At 61.6% G+C, this 19,372-nt stretch carries 15 protein-coding genes; 3 read left to right on the top strand and 12 right to left on the bottom strand.

Translation table 11 applies throughout. The features are described from left to right. Window positions 1-181: 181 nt before the first annotated feature. A complete protein-coding gene (locus J2S67_RS08040; protein WP_310247977.1) occupies window positions 182-3,793 on the top strand; it encodes a bifunctional proline dehydrogenase/L-glutamate gamma-semialdehyde dehydrogenase in 3,612 nt (1,203 codons plus the stop codon). Between the two features lie 129 nt (window positions 3,794-3,922). Here the strand turns inward: J2S67_RS08040 and J2S67_RS08035 are convergent, their stop codons facing one another. The 6 genes from J2S67_RS08035 to J2S67_RS08010 all read right to left on the bottom strand — a co-directional run bounded on the left by J2S67_RS08035 (window position 3,923) and on the right by J2S67_RS08010 (window position 10,232). After that, window positions 3,923-5,008, bottom strand: coding sequence for an enoyl-CoA hydratase/isomerase family protein (locus J2S67_RS08035; protein WP_310247975.1), 1,086 nt, complete (start codon window positions 5,006-5,008; stop codon window positions 3,923-3,925). Window positions 5,009-5,020: 12 nt separating this feature from the next. Then, window positions 5,021-6,055, bottom strand: a complete 1,035-nt coding sequence (locus tag J2S67_RS08030) for an LLM class flavin-dependent oxidoreductase (protein WP_310247972.1) — start codon at window positions 6,053-6,055, stop codon at window positions 5,021-5,023. A gap of 127 nt (window positions 6,056-6,182) precedes the next feature. Beyond that, complete coding sequence (locus tag J2S67_RS08025; RefSeq protein ID WP_070507319.1) at window positions 6,183-7,733, bottom strand: FMN-binding glutamate synthase family protein; 1,551 nt, start codon at window positions 7,731-7,733, stop codon at window positions 6,183-6,185. 227 nt (window positions 7,734-7,960) lie between these two features. Further along, window positions 7,961-8,164 carry a cold-shock protein gene (locus tag J2S67_RS08020; protein ID WP_035756264.1) on the bottom strand — a complete coding sequence of 68 codons (204 nt, stop codon included), beginning with the start codon at window positions 8,162-8,164 and terminating at the stop codon, window positions 7,961-7,963. 255 nt (window positions 8,165-8,419) lie between these two features. Beyond that, window positions 8,420-8,827, bottom strand: coding sequence for an RNA-binding S4 domain-containing protein (locus J2S67_RS08015; protein ID WP_310247962.1), 408 nt, complete (start codon window positions 8,825-8,827; stop codon window positions 8,420-8,422). A 118-nt stretch (window positions 8,828-8,945) separates the two neighbouring features. Continuing rightward, the gene (locus J2S67_RS08010; RefSeq protein WP_310247960.1) at window positions 8,946-10,232 is read right to left on the bottom strand and encodes an AI-2E family transporter; all 1,287 of its coding nucleotides are present in this window, start codon (window positions 10,230-10,232) and stop codon (window positions 8,946-8,948) included. Window positions 10,233-10,289: 57 nt separating this feature from the next. Between J2S67_RS08010 and J2S67_RS08005 the strand changes: the two genes are divergently transcribed. Next, window positions 10,290-11,081, top strand: a complete 792-nt coding sequence (locus tag J2S67_RS08005; RefSeq protein WP_310247957.1) for an alpha/beta fold hydrolase — start codon at window positions 10,290-10,292, stop codon at window positions 11,079-11,081. Window positions 11,082-11,179: 98 nt separating this feature from the next. On the opposite strand, the gene J2S67_RS08000 is transcribed toward J2S67_RS08005, so the two are convergent. After that, entirely contained in the window at window positions 11,180-12,487 is a 1,308-nt protein-coding gene (locus tag J2S67_RS08000) for an acyl-CoA dehydrogenase family protein (RefSeq protein WP_310247955.1), read from the bottom strand. Window positions 12,488-12,782: 295 nt separating this feature from the next. Between J2S67_RS08000 and J2S67_RS07995 the strand changes: the two genes are divergently transcribed. Beyond that, complete coding sequence (locus J2S67_RS07995; protein ID WP_310247952.1) at window positions 12,783-14,060, top strand: mechanosensitive ion channel family protein; 1,278 nt, start codon at window positions 12,783-12,785, stop codon at window positions 14,058-14,060. A gap of 60 nt (window positions 14,061-14,120) precedes the next feature. Here J2S67_RS07995 and J2S67_RS07990 read toward each other — a convergent pair whose 3' ends face one another. From J2S67_RS07990 to J2S67_RS07970, 5 genes are all read right to left on the bottom strand, one after another. Beyond that, on the bottom strand, window positions 14,121-14,879 hold the full coding sequence (locus tag J2S67_RS07990) for an iron ABC transporter ATP-binding protein (RefSeq protein WP_310247950.1): 759 nt from the start codon (window positions 14,877-14,879) through the stop codon (window positions 14,121-14,123). Further along, on the bottom strand, window positions 14,876-15,970 hold the full coding sequence (locus J2S67_RS07985) for an iron chelate uptake ABC transporter family permease subunit (RefSeq protein ID WP_256173978.1): 1,095 nt from the start codon (window positions 15,968-15,970) through the stop codon (window positions 14,876-14,878). The genes J2S67_RS07990 and J2S67_RS07985 overlap by 4 nt, the downstream gene beginning before the upstream one ends. Then, on the bottom strand, window positions 15,963-17,111 hold the full coding sequence (locus tag J2S67_RS07980; protein WP_310247943.1) for an ABC transporter permease: 1,149 nt from the start codon (window positions 17,109-17,111) through the stop codon (window positions 15,963-15,965). The genes J2S67_RS07985 and J2S67_RS07980 overlap by 8 nt, the downstream gene beginning before the upstream one ends. A 155-nt stretch (window positions 17,112-17,266) precedes the next feature. Beyond that, the gene (locus tag J2S67_RS07975; protein ID WP_310247940.1) at window positions 17,267-18,214 is read right to left on the bottom strand and encodes a siderophore ABC transporter substrate-binding protein; all 948 of its coding nucleotides are present in this window, start codon (window positions 18,212-18,214) and stop codon (window positions 17,267-17,269) included. A 334-nt stretch (window positions 18,215-18,548) separates the two neighbouring features. Continuing rightward, window positions 18,549-19,352, bottom strand: coding sequence for an SDR family NAD(P)-dependent oxidoreductase (locus J2S67_RS07970; protein WP_070507314.1), 804 nt, complete (start codon window positions 19,350-19,352; stop codon window positions 18,549-18,551). Between the last annotated feature and the right edge of the window lie 20 nt (window positions 19,353-19,372).

Genomic DNA, 19,372 nt, shown 5'->3' with positions numbered 1-19,372 from the left:
CACCGCCTTTCAGAATAAAACAGCACCCACACGTTGAGGATGCCTTCTGCTTACAACCCTACGGCAAAATAGAGATATAGCCAGGAGAAAGCTCAAATTACGCTGAGAGCATTCTGAAAGTCAGCTAGATTTTCCACGGAAACACGTTAGTTATTGACACGAAAGTTAGGAGTGCGTACGCATGACGGGACGCCACACGGCTGAATCAATCACCCGCCGGCCCATCGCTTGGCACGGGCCAGACATGGAAGGACTCATCCGCCCATGGGACCTCACAGACGAAGCCGTACAGCAGGTTCGTGACTGGCTCACCGCAGCCCGCGATTACCCCGTCGATAAGGCGGCCCAACAGCTCGCCGGCGTGCTCTCTGACCCAGACGGCCTCGACTTCACGGTCGGGTTCGTGGACCGCGTGATCCGCACCGAGGACCCAGCGGCAGCCGCGAAGGCCCTCAACGAGATCGCAGCGAAGGTCCCCGCGTTCTTGCCGTGGTACCTGCAAAGCGCAGTCAAAGCTGGTGGAACCCTGGGTAAGCTCGCCCCACGCGTCGTGATCCCGGCCGCCCGCGCCGCACTTCGTAACATGGTCTCCCACCTCATCGTGGATGCCCGCCCAGACAAGCTCACCAAAGCGATCGAGGAGCTGCGCACAGAGGGCATCGACCTCAACATCAACCTGCTGGGCGAGGCGATCCTCGGCGAAGACCAGGCCGCGCACCGCGTCAAGGGCACCAAGGAGCTCATCGAACGCTCCGACGTGGACTATGTATCCATCAAGGTCTCCGCGACCGTGGCGCCACACAGTCCGTGGGCCTTCGACGAAGCCGTGACCGACATCGTGGAGCACCTGCGCCCGCTGTATCGCGCGGCCAACAACTCCAGCCCACGCACCTTCATCAACCTTGACATGGAGGAATACAAAGACCTCGACCTCACCCTCGCCGTGTTCACTGAGCTGTTGAGCGAGGAGGAGTTCACAAACACCGAGGCCGGGATCGTGCTGCAGGCCTACCTGCCGGACTCCTACGCTGCCATGAAGCGCCTCCAGCGCTTTGCCGCAGAGCGCGTCGCCAACGGTGGGGCCCCTATCAAGGTGCGCCTGGTCAAGGGTGCGAACCTGCCCATGGAACAAGTCGAAGCACAGATGCGCGGCTGGACCCAGACCGTGTGGTCCACCAAGCAGCTCACTGACGCGAACTATAAAGCGATCCTCGACTACGCACTGACCCAAGAGCACGTCAAGAACGTGCGCCTAGGCATCGCAGGCCACAACCTCTTCGACATCGCGCTGCACCTGCATCTGATGCGTGCCCGCGGCATCGAACCGGGTGGCAAGGACGTCGAATTCGAGATGCTGCTGGGCATGGCAAGCCAGCAAGCCCAAGCGGTTCGGCAGGATGTGGGCAGGCTTCTGCTCTACACGCCGGTGGTCAAGCCGGATGAGTTCGATGTTGCGATCTCATACCTCGTGCGTCGCCTCGAAGAGGGCGCGACTGAAGACAACTTCATGTCCGAGGTCTTCAACCTCGACGAAGACCCTGCCGCGTTCAAGCAGGAAGAGGAACGCTTCCGCGAATCTGTCAGCATCCTGTCAGAATGGAGTCAGGCGCCCGTACCGCGCCGCTTCCAGGACCGCAACAAAGAAGACTTCACCCAACCAACCTGGGGCGGCACCTTCACCAACGAACCGGACACCGACCCGGACCTGGCCTGGAACCGCCTCTGGGGCGGAGACATCCTCAAGAACATCCCAACCAGCACCCTCGGCAAAGACACCGTAGCCGCAGCGAAAGTCAAAGACACCGCACGCCTCAACGAGGTCTATGACGCCGCCCAAAAAGCCGCCGACGTGTGGCAAGGCCTCACCCCCGACCAGCGCGCCGACGTGCTCCACCGCGCCGGCGACAAAATGAAGTCCCGCCGCGCCGACCTACTCGAAGTCATGGGCTCCGAAGCCGGCAAGACGTTGGCTCAAGGCGACCCGGAAGTCTCCGAAGCCATCGACTTCTGCAACTATTACGCTGAACAAGCACGCAACCTCGGCACAATCGCCGGCGCAGAACCCGTCATGGACAAAGTCACGCTCGTGACCCCGCCATGGAACTTCCCCGTAGCCATCCCAACCGGCTCAACCATCTCCGCGCTCGCCGCGGGCAGCGCGGTAGTGATCAAGCCAGCCCGCGCATCCATCCGCTGCGGTGCAGTGCTCACCGAATGCATTTGGGAAGCGCTCGATGAAGCCGGGCTCCCACGCGAGATCCTGCAACTCATCGACGCCTCCTCCCGCGACCTCGGCGACGCGATGATCACCGACGAACGCGTGGGCCGCGTGATCCTCACCGGCGCGTACGAAACCGCTCAGGCCTTCCACGAGATGCGCCCAGGCCTGCCGCTGTTCGCAGAAACCTCAGGCAAGAACGCGATCATCGTGACCCCATCCGCGGACTACGACCTCGCCGCGAAAGACATCGTCGACTCCGCATTCGGCCACGCCGGACAGAAGTGCTCGGCCGCCTCGCTGGTGATCCTGGTTGGCCAGGCAGCCCGCTCCGAGCGCCTCTACCGCCAGATCGTCGACGCCGCGAACTCGCTTGTGGTCGGCTATCCGGAGAAACCCGAATCGATCATGGGGCCAGTCATCGAAGAACCAGGGGAGAAGCTACGCCGCGGACTCACCCAGCTTGAGCCAGGGCAGAACTGGGTCCTCAAACCGGAGCCGCTCGATGACTCCGGCAAGCTGTTCTCGCCAGGCATCCGCGCCGGCGTGAAGCCCGGCTCCGAGTTCCACCTGACCGAATACTTCGGGCCCGTCACCGGCATCATGCACGCCGAAAGCCTCGAAGAAGCCGTCCAGTGGGTCAACCAGATCGACTACGGCCTCACCAGCGGCATCCACTCACTCGATGCCGAGGAAATCCGGTACTGGCAGCAACACATCGAGGCCGGCAACCTCTACATCAACCGCGGTATCACCGGCGCGATCGTTCAGCGTCAACCGTTCGGCGGCTGGAAGAAGTCCGCGGTCGGCACCGGAACCAAGGCCGGCGGCCCGAACTACGTCCCGTCGATGCTGCGCTGGGAAGACTCCGAACACGGCCTCGGCCCAGCAGATCGCGAGGTCATCGTATCCACGCCGCACTACTCGATGCTGGTCCACACCTTCAACGAAGAACCACGCGCCTGGCTCGAAAAAGCACTCGCGCAGGACGCCAAGGACAGTGAGTTCTTCGAAGGCCTCCAAGACGCCACAGGCCTCGACGTTGAGGTCAACGGCCTGCGCTACCGTCCCGTCAAGGTACGCATCCGCGTGGCAACCATCGAAGAAGCCGACCTCGTGCTGCTCGCACGCGTGGTTGCCGCAGGCTGGCGCGTACTGCGCTCTGTGACCGACCGCGTAGGAACCGGCGCTAAACAGCGCATGGAAGTCTCACTGCCAGACGAGGCACCCATCGGTATCGCCGATGCCTACCGTCAGCTGGGTGCAGCGGTCGTCATCGAAGACGAAGAAGCCTGGCTCGAAACCTGCCGGCAGCTGTCCGCGAACCCGGACGGAAGCCGTGTGCGCCTCATCGGCCGCGAAGGAACAGAAGAGATGGACGCGCTGGTTCAGGCGACCCGCGAGGCCACGACCCAAGCCCCGGACCTCGCAGTCAACGCGCACCCGGTCACACGTTCGGGCCGCATCGAAATGCTGCCATTCGTGCGCGAACAGTCCGTGACCATGACCGCGCACCGCTACGGCACCGTCAACAAGCTCGCCAGCGAAGCACTCGGCGACGTCACCCGCAAGTAGCGCCTCAGAATAGCGCCTAGGGGATGAAGTACTGTGGCCCGCTCGAATGTTTCGAGCGGGCCACAAGTGTCAATGCTGGTGAGTAGGCAACAGGGGCGGGACAGCGTCGGGCGGGTGTCAGTGCCGGCGCTACCAGTCGCCGTCTTCGCCGTCGTCCCACAGGCCGAGCTCATCGTCCTGGGGTTCGAGCATGCGGGCAACCCGGTCTGTATCGACATCCTCGGCGCGGGTCACCGACCACCGCGGTGATTTGTCTTTATCGATCAGCAGCGCACGGATCCCCTCAACAACATTGGGGGTGTCCATGACGTAGGACGCCGCGCGGTGCTCACGTTCGAGCGCGCCCCGCAGCTCGTCTTCGGCGCGGGACTCACGCACGAGCTGCAACGCAATCTCACACGCGATCGGCGCGTTAGCGCGAATCCGCTCAGCAGCCTTCGCGGCCGCCGGCCACGGGGAGGCACCCAGATTCTTCAGGATCTGAGCGACATCACTGCCGGAATACGCCTCATCGATCCAGGCCCGCTGAACATTCAGCTCAGAACGCTGCGGCGCACCATGCATGATGTGCAAGCCCACCGCCAAATCCTGACCAGGCAAAGCACACAGGTCAGCGATCGAGGTGAGCACGTCATCCACGGCATCCTGCTCGATGCAGAAATCAGCAAGACCGAACTCGACAGCGTCCCCGGCACCCACCGCATCTCCAGTCAACGCCATGTGTTCGCCGATCCGGCCCGGCGCCCGGCCCAGCCACAGCGAACCACCCACATCCGGAACATAGCCGATGCGCACCTCCGGCATCGCAAGCTGCGAATCCGGGGTCACAATCCGCACCGAAGCCGCCGATGCCAGCCCGAAGCCTGCGCCCATCGTGACCCCGGTCATGAACGCGATCACCGGCTTAGGGTAGGTCTGGATCGCGGCCGCCAGCTCGAACTCGGCGGCCAAGATGCCCAGCATCTGCGTGGCCTCGCCCGCCATGAGCATGCGGCGAAAATTCGGCAGGTCACCGCCCGCACTGAACCCACGTTCGCCCTCACCCAGCAAAACCACGGCCTTGACGTCCCCGTTATACCGCCATGTACGGAGGGAAGTGTGGACCGCATCGACCATCTCAGGGGTCAAAGCGTTGAGCTTTTCAGGCCGGTTGAGACGGATGAGGCCCAAGCCTTGGTGAACGCTGGCGTGCACGAGGTGAGTTTGCATCTGCATGGATCCTTCCCGTTACTTCTGCCAGGCCTCGCCGGTTGCGATGACGGAGGCGAGCCGGTCTTCGTGCGCCACGGCTTGGTGGGCGAGAATCAGCTCATCGGCCTGCGTTTCCTCGGCCATACTCTTGAGCTGTTCAACCACACGATCCGGCGTGCCCACAGCGGAATAGCTCATCATGTTCCGCACCTGGTTACCCGCTGGCATCTGCAGGATCTGGTCGATCTCAGCCTCGGTGAAAGGCTGCGGACGATGCCTGCCCAGCATGGACTGCACGCGGCGGCGTAGCGCGTGCTGGAACTGCTGGTTCGCCTCAGACACGGTCGGTGCGGCCACAACGCCCACAGCCACGGTGACGCGAGGCTTCTCCAGCCGCTCGGATGGTTTGAACTCGCTGCGGTACACCTCAAGCGCCTCCTGCAAGTGGGTTGGCGCGAAGTGCGAGGCGAAAGAGTAGGGGAGCCCGAGTTTGGCGGCCAGCTGCGCGCCGTAGAGCGAAGACCCCAGGATAGTGACCGGGATCCTGGCATCCGGTGTGGCCGGGAACGCCTCGACCCCAGGGATGCGCGACGGGCCATCCAAATACCCGAGCAGCTCCATGACGTCAGAAGGGAAATGCTCCGCGGCCTCAGGGGAGCGGCGCAGAGCGCGCACCGTCGCCTGATCCGTACCAGGGGCCCGGCCCAGACCGAGCTGGATGCGTCCAGGGTAGAGCGCCTCGAGCATCTTGAACTGCTCAGCCACCACGAGCGGGGCGTGGTTCGTCAGCATCACGCCTGCTGCACCCACACCCAACGTCTCGGTGCGGGCGGCGACGTGCCCCATCAAAACCGCGGTAGCGGTCGATGCGATCTCAGGCATGTTGTGATGCTCGGCGTAGTACATGGTCTGGTAGCCGGTACGTTCCGCGGCCTGGGCGAGCTCAACCGCGTTGAGAAACGGCTGCTGCGGACCATCGTTACGGCGCGCAGGAACCAGATCCAGCATCGAAAGCGCTGGCGCAGTGGGGTGGTCAGTTGACTGTGAAGAGGACACCGTTGAAGTAGCCATTAGCAATTTCAACGGTGCCCTCAAACGAAATATTCCGGCCCGGGCCACGTATGGGCCCGGTGCGGGCCGGGCGCAACCCACATTCACGCCAGGCGCGTTTGCCCCGAGCGCCGCGCCTGCCTCCCTGCTATGCGCGGGCGGTTGTCGCGTTGCCGAGCCCGTAGCGGCTCGAGCTCGCGTTCGCCCAGTGTTCCTTCCACATGCGTGGGGAATCGCTCAGCAGTTCACCTGGTTCAAGCCACGTGAACAGGCGAGCGAAGGAATCGTTGTTGTCTGGGGAGACGTTGCGGCGCAACATCGCAGGGGAGAGGTCCTCAGGGCGCGTCACGCCCATCGAAGCCATGATCTTGACCGCCTGGGCAACGGTTGCCTGGTGGAAGTTATAGACCCGATTAGCCTTCACATCCACGTCCAGGCCGCGCTCAAGGCGCGGGTTCTGGGTCGCGACACCCACAGGGCAGGTACCTTCAGCGCAACGCAGAGACTGGATGCAACCCAGCGCGAGCATCATCCCGCGCGCTGAGTTCGTGAAGTCAGCGCCCTGAATCAGGCGCTTGACGATAGCGTTACCCTCAGCGATCTTGCCGGAAGCACCGATCTTGACCTTATCGCGCAAACCGGCACCCACCAGAGCGTTATGCACAATCATGAGACCCTGGGTCAGAGGCATACCCATGTGGGTTTCGAACTCAACCGGGGCGGCACCAGTACCGCCTTCAGCGCCATCGACCACAATGAAGTCTGGCGCCGTGCCAACCTCGATCATCGCCTTGCACATCGCCAAGACGTCATCCACCGACGTCACGCACAGCTTGTAGCCGGTCGGCTTACCACCCGAGAGCTCGCGGGTCTTAGCGATGAACTCGATCAGTTCGGTCGGGGTTTTGAACGCCGAATGTCCCGGAGGGGAAACACACTTCACGCCCTCAGGGATGCCGCGGATCTCCGCGATCTCTTTAGTCACCTTCGGGCCAGGAAGAACACCACCAAGACCGGGCTTAGCGCCCTGGGACAGCTTGATCTCAACGGCCTTGATCTGCTCGTTGCTCGAGACATCACGGAAACGCTCGGGATCAAACGTGCCGTTTTGATCGCGGACACCGAAATAACCCGTACCGACCTCGAGGATCAGGTCGCCACCCTGCTGGTGGTACGGCGTGAACCCACCCTCACCGGTATCGTGCGCGAAATTGCCCATCCGCGCACCCTTATTCAGGGCCGTGATCGCGTTACCTGAGAGGGAACCGAAGCTCATCGCGGAAATGTTCAGCAACGACATCGAATACGGCTGCTTACAGTCCGGTCCGCCGATCTCAACACGCGGCGGGGTCTGTGGCGGCTCGAGCGGGTTCATCGAGTGAACCATCCACTCGAAACCGACCTCGTTGACTTCTGCTAACGTGCCGAAAGCCTCCTCGGCCTTCTTGCCGTCGGCGCGCGCGTTGATGAGGTCTCGGGTCGTCTTGTCGAACGGGCGGCCATCCCAGTCACGTTCAATGAAGTACTGCTGGATCATCGGGCGGATCTTCTCCAGCTGATACCGCGCATGCCCCAGCACCGGATAGTTACGCAGAACCGCGTTCTTCTTCTGGAGTAGATCACGAACGGCCACACCACTCACGGCAGCAGCGGCACCGATCGCAGCCCACGTACGCTTCTTAAGCTTCTTGTTTGCCACAGTCTTCCCCTTGTTGGCGAGGTGAGGTGTTCCCAGATTATCGCCTCAATGTACGATGCGGCGAAAGCTGAACAGATTACTGCTCGCTTTCGCCGCATCGGGGGCTACCGCAACGTGGACGGCCTAACGGGGCTACCGACTAGGGTTACCGCATCGGGGTCGCCATGCTGGGGCTACCACGTTGGGGTTAAGAATGTTATGTAATTATGCGCTGTTGTAGCGTGCGCTTACAGCGGGGTGATCTCGGTTGCCTGCAGACCCTTCGGGCCCTCAGCTACAACGAATTCAACGCGCTGGCCCTCTTCGAGGGTGCGGAAGCCAGTAGTCTGGATTGCGCTGAAGTGAGCGAAGAGGTCATCAGAAGAATCATCCGGAGCGATGAAGCCGAAACCCTTGTCTGGGTTGAACCATTTGACGGTTCCAGAAGCCATACGAGCCCTTGTCCTTTCTACACCCAGCGGTTAAGCCGGGCCTATGCCCACGCGTGGGCGGTTCTACTACCTTGACTCGCGGTGTGCTGACCGGTGCCGGACTGCTTTCGGCGAACAAGATCTGCCTGCATATGCACAGACGTAGCTTTCACGCTACCGTCTCGGAACGAATTACTCTAGCGGGGCGATAAACTCACAGCGCATTCATATCGGCTCACATGAGAAGCTCAGCTAGGGCTTAGGTTCAGGGCGCTGTCAAGGGCCGGAATTGAGGTCCAGATCCTCGATGTTCTCAACGGTTGGAACCCACGATGCGCGCAGCTGATCCATCTGCCGGCGCTCCTTCTTGGTGGGCCGGCCAGAGCCGCGCGGACGGACCGGCACCTGCGGGATCGCGGGCTTGACCCGTTCAGGTGTGTGGTCGACGTATGCGGTGGCCGCGACCTGCGCTGAGACGCGCTTGGCGAGCGGCTTCACAACCTGCAGGTGCCGATCGAAACCATGCCGGCGGATGCGCACGTTATCGCCCGGCTTGATCGCATATGCCGCCTTGACCGGTTCATCATTGACCCGAATATGTCCCGCCCTGCACGCCGTGGTCGCCTCCGAACGCGTCTTATACACACGCACGGACCACAACCACGCATCGATACGAGCTTTCATGAACGAACCCTCACATGCAGTACGGAGTTTGGGTAGGGGAGGAGCAGATCAGCCTGGGCTTGTTGCAGACTAGCGCAGGCCTGTTGCGGGCCAGCGCAGGCCTGCTGCTGGCCACGCGTTAAGCGAGATGCTTGACCCGCTTGGCCCGTTTCTTCGCAATCTTTCGGATGCGTTTCTTCCGCTTGCGGTATTCGAGATCATCCACCTTGGTTTCCCTCCCGGTGAAGACCTTGACCGCGGCCCAAGCGGCAGCCGTTAGCGGAACGGCGAGCAGTGCACCGATGATGCCGGCAAGAACCGTCCCAGCGGTCAGGGCGAACAACACGACGAGTGCGTGAACCCGCAGAGCCGAACCCATCACGAGCGGCTGCAGGAGGTTGCCTTCAAGCTGGTTCACCACAATCGAACCGATAATGATCGCCAGCGCTGGAAGCCAACCGTTGGTCACCAAAGCGACGAGGGCGGCGAGGATCGAGCTGACCAACGCACCCATGATCGGGATGAAGCCGCCGATGAACACGATGACCGCCAGCGGGAACCACAACTGCACACCGAAGACGAGCATCACCAGGGCGATGCCTGCCGCATCGACCGCTGCGATCACCGCGGTGCCACGCACATAACCGCCGAACGTGTCACGGGCACGCACCGCAGCCGTATGCCACGTAGGCTGAGCCGACTCAGGAACCCACGAGTGAAGGAAAGACCAGATCTTGTCGCCATCACGCAAGAAGATCGCGATCGTGACAATGAACGTACCCATGCCCGCAAAGAACATGCTCGCAGAAGACAACCCGGCGGCCGCGCCCGTGCTGAAGGTCGAGCTCGTCAAGAACTTCTTGACTTGCTCGATCCCTTCATCCACCTGGCTCGAGCTGATCTCGATGCCCATCTTGTTCGCCATCTCACGCGTCTGGTTGAAGCCCTGCACCGCGTTATCAACCAGCCCGCTCCACTGGGAGACGACCGTCGCGGTGATACCGCCAATAATGCCGCCGAGCACCAGCACCGCGGCAACCACAACCACCACGGCGGCCCACGTATCAGACATGCGTTGGCGCAACCACTCGATCGCAGGCCACGCTGCACACGCGAGGATGGTCGCCAACAAAACAGGGATGACGAGAACCGAAACCTGGATCAGCCCATACACCAGGACGGAGGCCAGCGCGATAATGAGCAGCACTTGCGCGCTACGTGCACCCGCGCGGCCCCAACGGTCCTTCCACGGGTTCGGAAGGTCACGCACGCTCGGCATATGATTCGACGTGTTTGCCTCCGTGCTACCGGAAACCGGGGCAGGCTTCTGCGCCGCGGCAGGAATATGAGTGCGGGTTTCGCGCTGAGGCGTGCCTGCTAGTTGACCTGAGCCTTCTTGTTGACCGGTGCTTTCTTGCTGATCCATGCTTTCTATCTTGGCACGGTGCGCACCGAAACAGGCCGTTAGCTAGAATCCACACTCGTGAGCTATGCAATCAACCCCACGGACGGAACCCGGATCTACTACGAGGTGACCGGCGATGGGCCCGTCCTGATCTTCCTGCACGGATCAGCTTTATCGCGGGTCATTTGGCGTGGGCTGGGCTACCTCAAGGGGCTGCCGGGCTACACCCACATCCGCATCGACGCGCGCGGCCACGGCAAGTCAGATAAACCCCACGAACCGCAGGCCTATGCGATGGAGCGCATGGCTGAAGACGTGCTCGCCGTGATGGATGCTGAACAGATCGCTACCGCGGGCCTGGTCGGTTACTCGCTCGGGGCGCGCACCGGCTGGCAGCTCATGACCACCGCACCAACCCGATTCACGACCTTCGTTGCGCTCGGGGGAAGCCACCGGAAGCAGACCGGTGAAGTCCAAAACATCTTCTTCCCCGGCTACCTCGAAACCTTGCGTGCCGGAGACATCGACGCGTTCGTCGCGGGCTTCGGGCCAGGACTAGACCACGCCACCGCGCTCGCGTTCAAAGCTAACGACCCGCTCGCGCTCTACGCGATGTTCACCGAGATGGAAACAGCAGAGAAAACCATCCCGGACACGCTCATCGCCCAGGTCAGCGCACCCGTGCTCACGATGGCCGGAGACAAGGACCCGCGCCGTTACGCAGACTCACAAGATGAAGCACAGCTCGCTCAGAATTGCACGTTCCATCCACTGCCTGGACGCAACCACGCGGGAACCTTGTTCTATGCGCAAGACAACCTCGCCGTCATCAAACCGTTCCTAGATAAGAACTACCCTGGGCTGAGTTAGCCCGGGTTGATACAGGCGGGGCTAGCCTGCGCGATGCCCGGCGCCCCACGATGCCCGGCATCCCGCGATGCCCGGCGCCCCACGTTGCCCCGGAGCAACTAGCCGGTGAAAGTGGACTTGCCGGTCACGCCGCGCCCGATCAGCAACGCCTGCACAGTTTCGGTGCCTTCATAGGTGTGCAGCGCCTCGATGTCAGCGAAGTGGCGTGCCACCCGGTTCTTGATCAGGATGCCGTTGCCACCCAAAAGGTCACGAGCATCGGCGGCAATCGAACGGGCCGCACGCGTGGACGTGAACTTAGCCAGCGATGCGAGCTCGCCGGAGAGCTCACCGCGGTCCTCCAACTCGGTGCAGTGCAGAGCCAAAAGCTGCGCCTGAACGAGCGTGGACTGCATGCGCGCCAAACGCTCGTTCACAATCTGGGAATGAGCCAGCGGGCGGCCGAACTGCATGCGCTTGCTCGCGTACTGCGCGGCGACCTCGTAGGCGCCCATCGCCGCACCCACGGCGGCCCACGCAACACCGAGGCGGGTAGCGAACAAAACCTGCGCCGTGTTCTTGAAGGACTGCGCGCCCGGCAGCACGTTCTCCTCCGGAACGAACACATCCTGCAGATCAATTTCGGCCTGCCACAAGCAACGCAGAGCGATTTTTTCCTTCAAATGGAACGCGCTGTAGCCTTCCGAGTCCTGCGGAACAATGAAGCCTTTGACCTGGCCGTCATCGGTATCACGAGCCCACACGACCGAAATGGCTGGCGCACCGAACTCCGGGCCGATCGCCCCATTACCGATCCACTTCTTGGCGCCAGTGATGCGCCACCCGCCATCGACCTTAGTAGCCATGGTCTCCAGGCCGATCGAATCCGAGCCGTGGGTTGGCTCTGTCAGGGCGAACGCGCCAGCAACACTGCCTTCGGCAAGTGCCGGGCCCCACTTCTGCTTCTGTTCCTCGGAGCCGCACAGGTCGATCGAACGCAGAGCCAAGCCACCCTGGACGCCCACGATGGTGGACACCGAGAGGTCTACGCGGCCCAGCTCCATGCCGACCATCGCGGCCTCAAGCCGGCTCCAGCCTTCACGGCCATCCACCGCGATGCCGTCGCGCAGCAGATCAGCCTCGCCGAGTTCCTTGGTCAGATGCGCCGGATACTCGCCGCGGTGCCAGTAGTCATCGATCACCGGCGCGACCTTCTCGAGCGCGAAAGCGCGCGCCCGCTCCCGCACGGCACGCGCACTCTCAGGTAAATCTTTGAAAACCCCCGCCGGATCAGCGTTCGGCGCGTCAGGGCCGGCCGCGTACAGATCGTAATCCGGCTCCGTGAGCGAAGCAGGGCGCGATGCGGACGGCTGCGGTGCTGGCTGCGACGATGTTGGCTGCGGTGGGGAAGTGGAAGCGTCAGTCATGAGAACTCCTGAAACGAAGACGTGAGCGGAGGGCAACGGCAACAGCAGCGGCTATGCCGCACGGCCGGCAGTTACCCCCAAGTAACCTAATGTGACCAGCCTAACGTTCGCGCGTTCATCTGACTAGGGCTAGGCCTGCCGCCGGCGCACTCCACCCCGCTCTGCCTTATGACGCAGCGCCTCATGACGCCCTGCCTCACAACGCCGTGCCTCATGACGCAGTGCCTCACACGCTCTCGCGCAATGCCCTTGTGCTTCAAGGAATCCATCAGAAACTTGTGAAACGCTGACAGTTATGAGATTCCTAGCAACCTTGTTGACGGCCTTGCCTGCAGAAAAAGCGAGCCCCAGCGATGGTCAGAGCCCCGGTGAATCGGAATCTCCAAAACCGTCTGAGGAACCTGGCGCATCGGAATTTGGGAAGCCCTCAAGCGACCCGTCCTCAACAGACCCCAGCAAGGATCCAAGCTCAAGCCCGAGCGGCTTCCTGGAGCCTGATCCGGACAAGCCGACGCTTCCCGGGCTCGAGCCGATCGTCGAGAGCGCACCGAATGTGGTGCGGCCGTGGCTCGCGTTCGGCATTCCGATCGTCGCATCGTTAGTCATCACATGGCTCGTGTGGTTCATCTTCGCGCGGATTCTGCGTAAGCGCCCGCGGGTCAAGGAGCAGCTAGGCCGCCTCCAAATCCCTGTGTTCTGCCTCCTGCTTTCGGTGGGACTCATGTTCGGGACCCCGGGGGTGTTCCGGGATGAAGAAATATCGATCCCGTTGGCTGTGATCCTCAAAGTCGCGGCCGTCGCTTCGATCACGTGGCTTGCGGTCACGGTGCTTTCGGTGGTCGAAATCTCCGTGATTGTGCACTATGAGGAATCCGGGGACCCGCGGCAGGTAGCCAAGCTGCGTACCCAGATGACGTTGATGCGGCGGCTCGTGACCGCGATCGTGCTTGTGCTCGGCGTGGGTGCGGTGCTGCTCATGATCCCGAGCGTGCGCGCGATGGGCGCAACCGTGCTCGCGTCCGCCGGTTTGATCTCCGTGGTTGCAGGCCTCGCGGTTCAGGGAGTGCTGACCAACGTGTTCGCTGGCTTGCAGCTCGCGTTCTCGGACGCGATCCGTGTTGAAGACATCGTGGTGGTGGAAGGCCAACGCGGCAACGTCAAAGAGATCACGCTGACATACGTTGTGGTCAAGCTCGTGGACGGCCGCAAAATGATTCTGCCGTCTACCTACTTCACCACCACGCCGTTTGAAAACTGGTCGCGAGGCGGGGAAGAAATCAAGGGCTCGGTGGTCCTGGACCTCTCGTGGGATGCACCCGTTGCGGCACTGCGTAAACGCGTTGAACAGCTACTGGATGCAACCGAGCTGTGGGACGGCCGCTTCAGCGAGACCGTCGTGACCAACGCGGCCGGTGGCAACATGCAACTCACCGTCGTGGTGAGCGCCCGCAACCCGGGCGACCTCTGGGATCTGAAAAACTACATCCGCGAACACCTCGTAGACGAAGTCATGCAGAAATACCCGGACGCCCTCCCGAAAGTTGTGCCCAGCCGCCAGCCTGAGCCAGCGTAGCCAAAGCTCACCGGCGGAACCGGAGCTCACCGGCGGAACCGGAGCTAGCCCAAAAGCAACCTAGCCGTAGTAGACGCCGATGCGTTTACCGTCGATCTCGTGGATCGGGATCTGCATCTGGTACACCTCAGCGAGCCGTTCGGTGGTCATGAGTTCTTCCGGGCTGCTCTGCTGAACCAAGCGGCCATCGCGCATTGCCACGATCGTGTCCGAATACACGGAGGCGAAGTTGATGTCGTGCATCACCACAACCACCGTCTTACCTTGCTCATCAACAAGGCGGCGCATCAGCTTCATCATCTCGACCGAATGCCGCATATCCAGGTTGTTCAGCGGCTCATCCAACAGGATGTAGTCGGTGTCTTGCGCCAAAACCATTGCGATGAACGCGCGCTGACGCTGGCCGCCTGATAGCTCGTCGAGGTATTTGAACGCTAGCGGTGTGATGTCCATTTCCTGCATCGCTTGAGCGATGATCGCGCGGTCCTCACGCGTGGCCTGGCCGCCGTTATGCGGGAAGCGACCGAAACCCACGAGGTCGCGCACACGCAACCGGAGCGAAACGTGGTTGTCCTGCCGCAAAATAGCGAGCTTCTTCGCCAACGTTTTCGACGGCGTCGTGGACACATCCAAGCCATCGACTTTGACGCTGCCCTCCTCCATCGGGATCAGGCGGGACACCATCGAAAGCAGCGTGGACTTACCGGCGCCGTTAGGGCCGATGATGCTCGTGAGCCCGCCAGCCGGGATCACTGTGGTGACCTCATCGACCACTGTGGTGGCGCCATACTGCTTGGAAACCTTATTGATTTCAATCATGACTTCAACGATCCCTTCAGCAACAGCGCGATGAACACAATGCCACCGGCAAACTCAATCACAACAGACAGCGTGGTCGAATGACCCGCGAGCCGCTCAACAATGAACTGACCCACAACCAAAGCGAACGCACCGATCAGCGAGGACACAATGAACAGGGTCCCGTGGCCCGCGCCCGGTAGCGCTTGGTAGGCGAGCGAGACCACGAGCAGGCCGAAGAACGTGATCGGCCCAACCAGCGCGGTACAGGTTGCAACCATCACGGCAGACAAGATCAGCACGATGGTGGTGACCCGTTGGTGGTTGATGCCTAAGCTGGTTGCCATGTCGCGGCCCAGCGCCATCGCATCCAGTGTGTGGCGCATACGCCACGCGAAGAACACCGCGACCCCCACCACGATCGCCGCGGCAGTCAGAAGGTTAGGGTCAACACGGTTGAAGGACGCGAAGAACAGGTCCTGAAGCTGCGTGAACTCGCTTGGATCCAGCAGTTTCTGCAGGAGAGCCGAGATGCCGCGGAACAGGGTCCCCAACACGATACCCACCAGCAGCATGAGGTGCAGGTTGGCGGTACGCCCAGTGAACATCCACCGGTAGAGCAACACAGCGAACAGGACCATGAGCCCCAACTCGATGCCGAAACGCAGCAGTGGGGAAGCGGTCATCCATGCGGTACCACCCAGAACGAATACCGCGGTGGTCTGCAGCAGGATATAGAGCGCATCCATACCCATGATGGATGGGGTCAGGATCCTGTTGGCGGTGACGGTCTGGAACGCGACGGTGGAAACCGCGATAGCGACAGCACATACGAGCATCGCGCCCACACGGGTTCCGCGCAGCTTCAGCGCGAATTCGAGCGCACCCATCAGATCCCACGTGAGGAACACCGCAACTGCAATCAGCAGTCCGGCGCTCAGTGCGGCGATCCAGATCCAGCCGCGCCGCGCGTCGCGCCGTTCAGCTTTGATACCTTCGGCAATCAGTTCATCCAGGGTCGTGGCGCTCGAAGCAGAGGCCAGCTGTTGCGTAGCCGCTGTTTTGTCATGAGCTGCTGCGTTGTCATGAGTTGCTGTGTGTTGATTAGGCACCTGCAGCCTCCTGTTCGGCGCGCTTGCGCATCGCCAGGGCTTTCTTAGCGGCCTGGCGGGCGCGCTTCTTCGAGGACGGCGGGACGTTCTGGTAGCGCTGGTGGATGATCATGCTGAGGAACACGATGGAACCCAATACGGACATGATCATGCCCACCGGGATTTCGTACGGGATGCGGATGAGCCGGCCGGCGATGTCGCAGGCCAGCACCATGCCGGCGCCCAAGAGCGCGGTCCAGGGGACTGCACGGCGCAGGTGGTCGCCCACGATGGCGGAGACGATGTTCGGGACCACAAGCCCCAGGAAGGGGAGTGCGCCTACGGTGGTGACGCTCACCGCGGAGATGAGCGCGACGACCGCCATACCGAGGCGGACTGTGACCTTGTAGTTCATGCCGATCGAGGTGCAGAAGTCGCTACCAAGGCCCGCGGCGGTGAAACGGTCTGCCGCGATATAGCCCACGAGGCCGACGACCGCGACGATCCACAGCAGCTCATAACGGCCTTGGATGATGCCGGAGAGGTCTCCGATCATCCAGGCGTTCAAGGTCTGGAGGAGGTCGTTGCGGTAAGCCACAAACGTTGCGGCTGCGGAGATCACGCCGCCGAGCATGATGCCAACCAACGGGATCAGCAGCGTTGCGCGGGTTGGGAGGTTGTTGATGATCGCGAGGAACAGAGCGGTGCCGACCAGAGAGAAGATGGTGGCGACACCCATTTTGCCGATCACTGGCATGGCCGGAACAAAGATCGTGACAGCGAGGATACCTAGCATCGCGGATTCGGTTGAGCCGACCATGTGCGGTTCAACAAAACGGTTGCGTGCCAGCTGCTGCATGATGAGACCGGAGATCGCTACCGCAGCGCCAGCAAGCAGGGCCGCTACGGTGCGGGGGACGCGCGAGATCCAGAAGACCTCCTCGGCTTCCTGCTTCCCGGCAAGCAGGTCAGATAGAGACAGTGAGGACGCGCCAACGAAGAGCGAGAGGGCCGCGAGGCCAAGAACCGCGAAAAGAGCGAGCAATAAGACCCACCATCGGGTCGCCAGAGACTGATCAGCTGGACCGAAAGTGACACGGCGAGGCCCCGGTGAAGACTCGTGCTTCGCCCGGGGCGGGATGCTTGTAGTTGTTTTAGTCATGGTTAACACCGATATTCGTGGTTCAACACTGGAGTGATGTCCCAGATGCGCTCACCTGTAGAGTCTTCGACCCAACTGGTGAGCCGGCAACTCAATGTGTGAGGCGCGTAAGGGTGGGGCGTCACGGGGACGCCCCACCCTTCGAGCTTTACAGGCTAGTCGAGTGCCTTTTCAACTTCGTCGATCATCTTCGGAACCGTGGTCAGGCCGTAGCCGACCAGGTACCAGTTAGCCGCATCGAGGTAGATGATCTTGTTGTTCTTAGCTGCATCGGTCTTGTTGACGAGCTTGTTATCGAGAACCTGCTTTGCGGACTCGCCGGAGGTCTCACCGATGGCCTGATCGCGGTCGATAGCGAAGATTGCGCCAGGGTTCTTGTCCTTGACGAATTCGAAGGAAACCGACTCGCCATGAGGGCCAGATGCCTTCACGTCAGCGGCTGGCTTGAAGCCAAGGATGTCGTTGATGATTCCGAAGCGGGAGCCCTTAGCGTAAGCGGTGAGCTTGCCGCCGGAAACCATGAGGGTCATGGTGGTCAGGCCGGACTTTTCAGCGCGAGCCTTGACCTCGTCAATGCGCTTTTCGAGCTCTCCCAGCTTTTCGTCAGCTTCTTTTTCCTTGTCGACGATCTTGGCGAGGGAACGAGTGTTTTCCTCGAAGGAGTCCAGCGGCTTGGCGGCATCAACCGACATGTCGATGGTCGGTGCGATCTCACTGAGGTCCTTGTAGGCGTCTGCGGTGCGGCCGGAGATGATGATGAGGTCTGGCTTTTCAGCGGCAACCTTCTCGAGGTCTGGCTCCTTTGGTCCGCCGATCTTGGTGTACTTGTCGTCCTCGAGGTACTTCATCTGCTCTGGGTAGACGAACTTGGCGACGCCTGCGACGTCGGTGCCGAGACTCTTGAGAGTGTCAGTAGCAGCGAGGTCGTAACTGAAGATTTTCTTCGGGCTCTTAGGGACCTGGGTGGTGCCCTGCGCGTGCTTGATCTCGATGGTCTCCGACGAGCCCTTGTTGTTGTCTCCGTTGCCGGAGCAACCGGTCAGCGCGAGGGCTGCGGCGGCAACGACGGCGGTGAGCCGGGTTGCGAGGCGGGTACGCTTCATGGGTTTCTCTCGTTCTATCTGTTCCGTGGAGGGTGGCTCGGATGCCCCAGCTACCGCTCTGTTTGACAAGGCGATTGATTAGCAAACATTTATGTTTCGTAATCATCTGCCTATGAGGTTAGGCGATCCTATCTGCAAGATGCAAGTACGTGTTCCTTTACACAAAAGCGCCGTTGGGCGCGGAACGTTGAAGTTCCGCGCCCAACGGCGCTCGAGTAGCTACTTACTTGTGAGCCAGGTTACAAGACGAGGTGCGTTCCAGGCAGGCGGCGTCCAGGGGTGTGGCTGGGGTGTGGCTGGGGTGCGCGCGGGCTAATCGTTGGTCGAACTTGCCCTAATCGTTGGTTGAACTTGCCGCGTTCGTCGTGACTTTCTGCACGGTGCGTGCAGGAAGGAAACGCAGGAGGAAGCGCACTAGGCGGTAGCGGCGGGACGGGATGCACAGGGCCTTGCCTGTCGCGGACGCCAGGAGGGATTCCCGCACCACTTGCTCGGGCTTGAGCCACGCGATCTTAGGGACACGGCTCACGTTCATGTTCATGCGTTCATGGAATGAGGTGCGGGTCATCCCGGGGCACACCGCGGTCACGGACACACCGCGGTCTTGATACCTGCGGGAAGCGTATTCGGAGAATTCAACCATCGCGTGCTTAGCGGCGGAATAGGTGCTGACACCCGTGAACGCGGCGATGGAGGCGATATTGATGATGCGCCCGCCGCCGCGTTTGATCATCGCGGGGATCGCGGTGTGCATGAAGCGCAGAGGGATTTCGGTGTGGATGCGCCAGTGGTCCTGCTCATCCTGCCACTCGCTGGATGTGAACCCCTTGATGAGCCCGAAACCAGCGTTGTTGACTAACAGCTCCACGGGGTCGATGTCGGAGGCGAGACGTTTCTCGACCGCCGCGGCCCCTTTTTCAGTCAGCAGATCGCCGATGAGGGTTTCAACGTGGACGGCGTAACGGCTCTCAAGCCGGTGAGCTACTTCCGCGAGTGCTTCGGCGTCGCGGGCGCACAGCACGAGGTGCCTGCCTTGCGCGGCGAGTTGTTCTGCGAATTCTTCGCCGATCCCTGCGGTTGCCCCAGTGATCAGCGCTGTTCGGTGAGGTGCGTTTAGTGGGGCTGGGGTGGTGTCCATACTGAAACAGTAGTCCTTCG

Origin of the sequence: Pseudoglutamicibacter albus (genome assembly GCF_031458175.1) — a bacterium.
Taxonomy (GTDB): Bacteria; Actinomycetota; Actinomycetes; order Actinomycetales; family Micrococcaceae; genus Pseudoglutamicibacter; species Pseudoglutamicibacter albus.
Note: the sequence above shows the minus strand (reverse complement) of the source record. Positions and strands in the feature narration are given on the sequence as shown.

What these genes read in the sequence shown, in the direction of transcription:
- J2S67_RS08040 (WP_310247977.1), top strand. Translation starts at nt 182, where the DNA reads ATGACGGGACGCCACACGGCTGAATCAATCACCCGCCGGCCCATCGCT.
- J2S67_RS08035 (WP_310247975.1), bottom strand. Translation starts at nt 5,008, where the DNA reads ATGCAGATGCAAACTCACCTCGTGCACGCCAGCGTTCACCAAGGCTTG.
- J2S67_RS08030 (WP_310247972.1), bottom strand. Translation starts at nt 6,055, where the DNA reads ATGGCTACTTCAACGGTGTCCTCTTCACAGTCAACTGACCACCCCACT.
- J2S67_RS08020 (WP_035756264.1), bottom strand. Translation starts at nt 8,164, where the DNA reads ATGGCTTCTGGAACCGTCAAATGGTTCAACCCAGACAAGGGTTTCGGC.
- J2S67_RS08015 (WP_310247962.1), bottom strand. Translation starts at nt 8,827, where the DNA reads ATGAAAGCTCGTATCGATGCGTGGTTGTGGTCCGTGCGTGTGTATAAG.
- J2S67_RS08010 (WP_310247960.1), bottom strand. Translation starts at nt 10,232, where the DNA reads ATGGATCAGCAAGAAAGCACCGGTCAACAAGAAGGCTCAGGTCAACTA.
- J2S67_RS08000 (WP_310247955.1), bottom strand. Translation starts at nt 12,487, where the DNA reads ATGACTGACGCTTCCACTTCCCCACCGCAGCCAACATCGTCGCAGCCA.
- J2S67_RS07995 (WP_310247952.1), top strand. Translation starts at nt 12,783, where the DNA reads ATGAGATTCCTAGCAACCTTGTTGACGGCCTTGCCTGCAGAAAAAGCG.
- J2S67_RS07990 (WP_310247950.1), bottom strand. Translation starts at nt 14,879, where the DNA reads ATGATTGAAATCAATAAGGTTTCCAAGCAGTATGGCGCCACCACAGTG.
- J2S67_RS07980 (WP_310247943.1), bottom strand. Translation starts at nt 17,111, where the DNA reads ATGACTAAAACAACTACAAGCATCCCGCCCCGGGCGAAGCACGAGTCT.
- J2S67_RS07975 (WP_310247940.1), bottom strand. Translation starts at nt 18,214, where the DNA reads ATGAAGCGTACCCGCCTCGCAACCCGGCTCACCGCCGTCGTTGCCGCC.
- J2S67_RS07970 (WP_070507314.1), bottom strand. Translation starts at nt 19,352, where the DNA reads ATGGACACCACCCCAGCCCCACTAAACGCACCTCACCGAACAGCGCTG.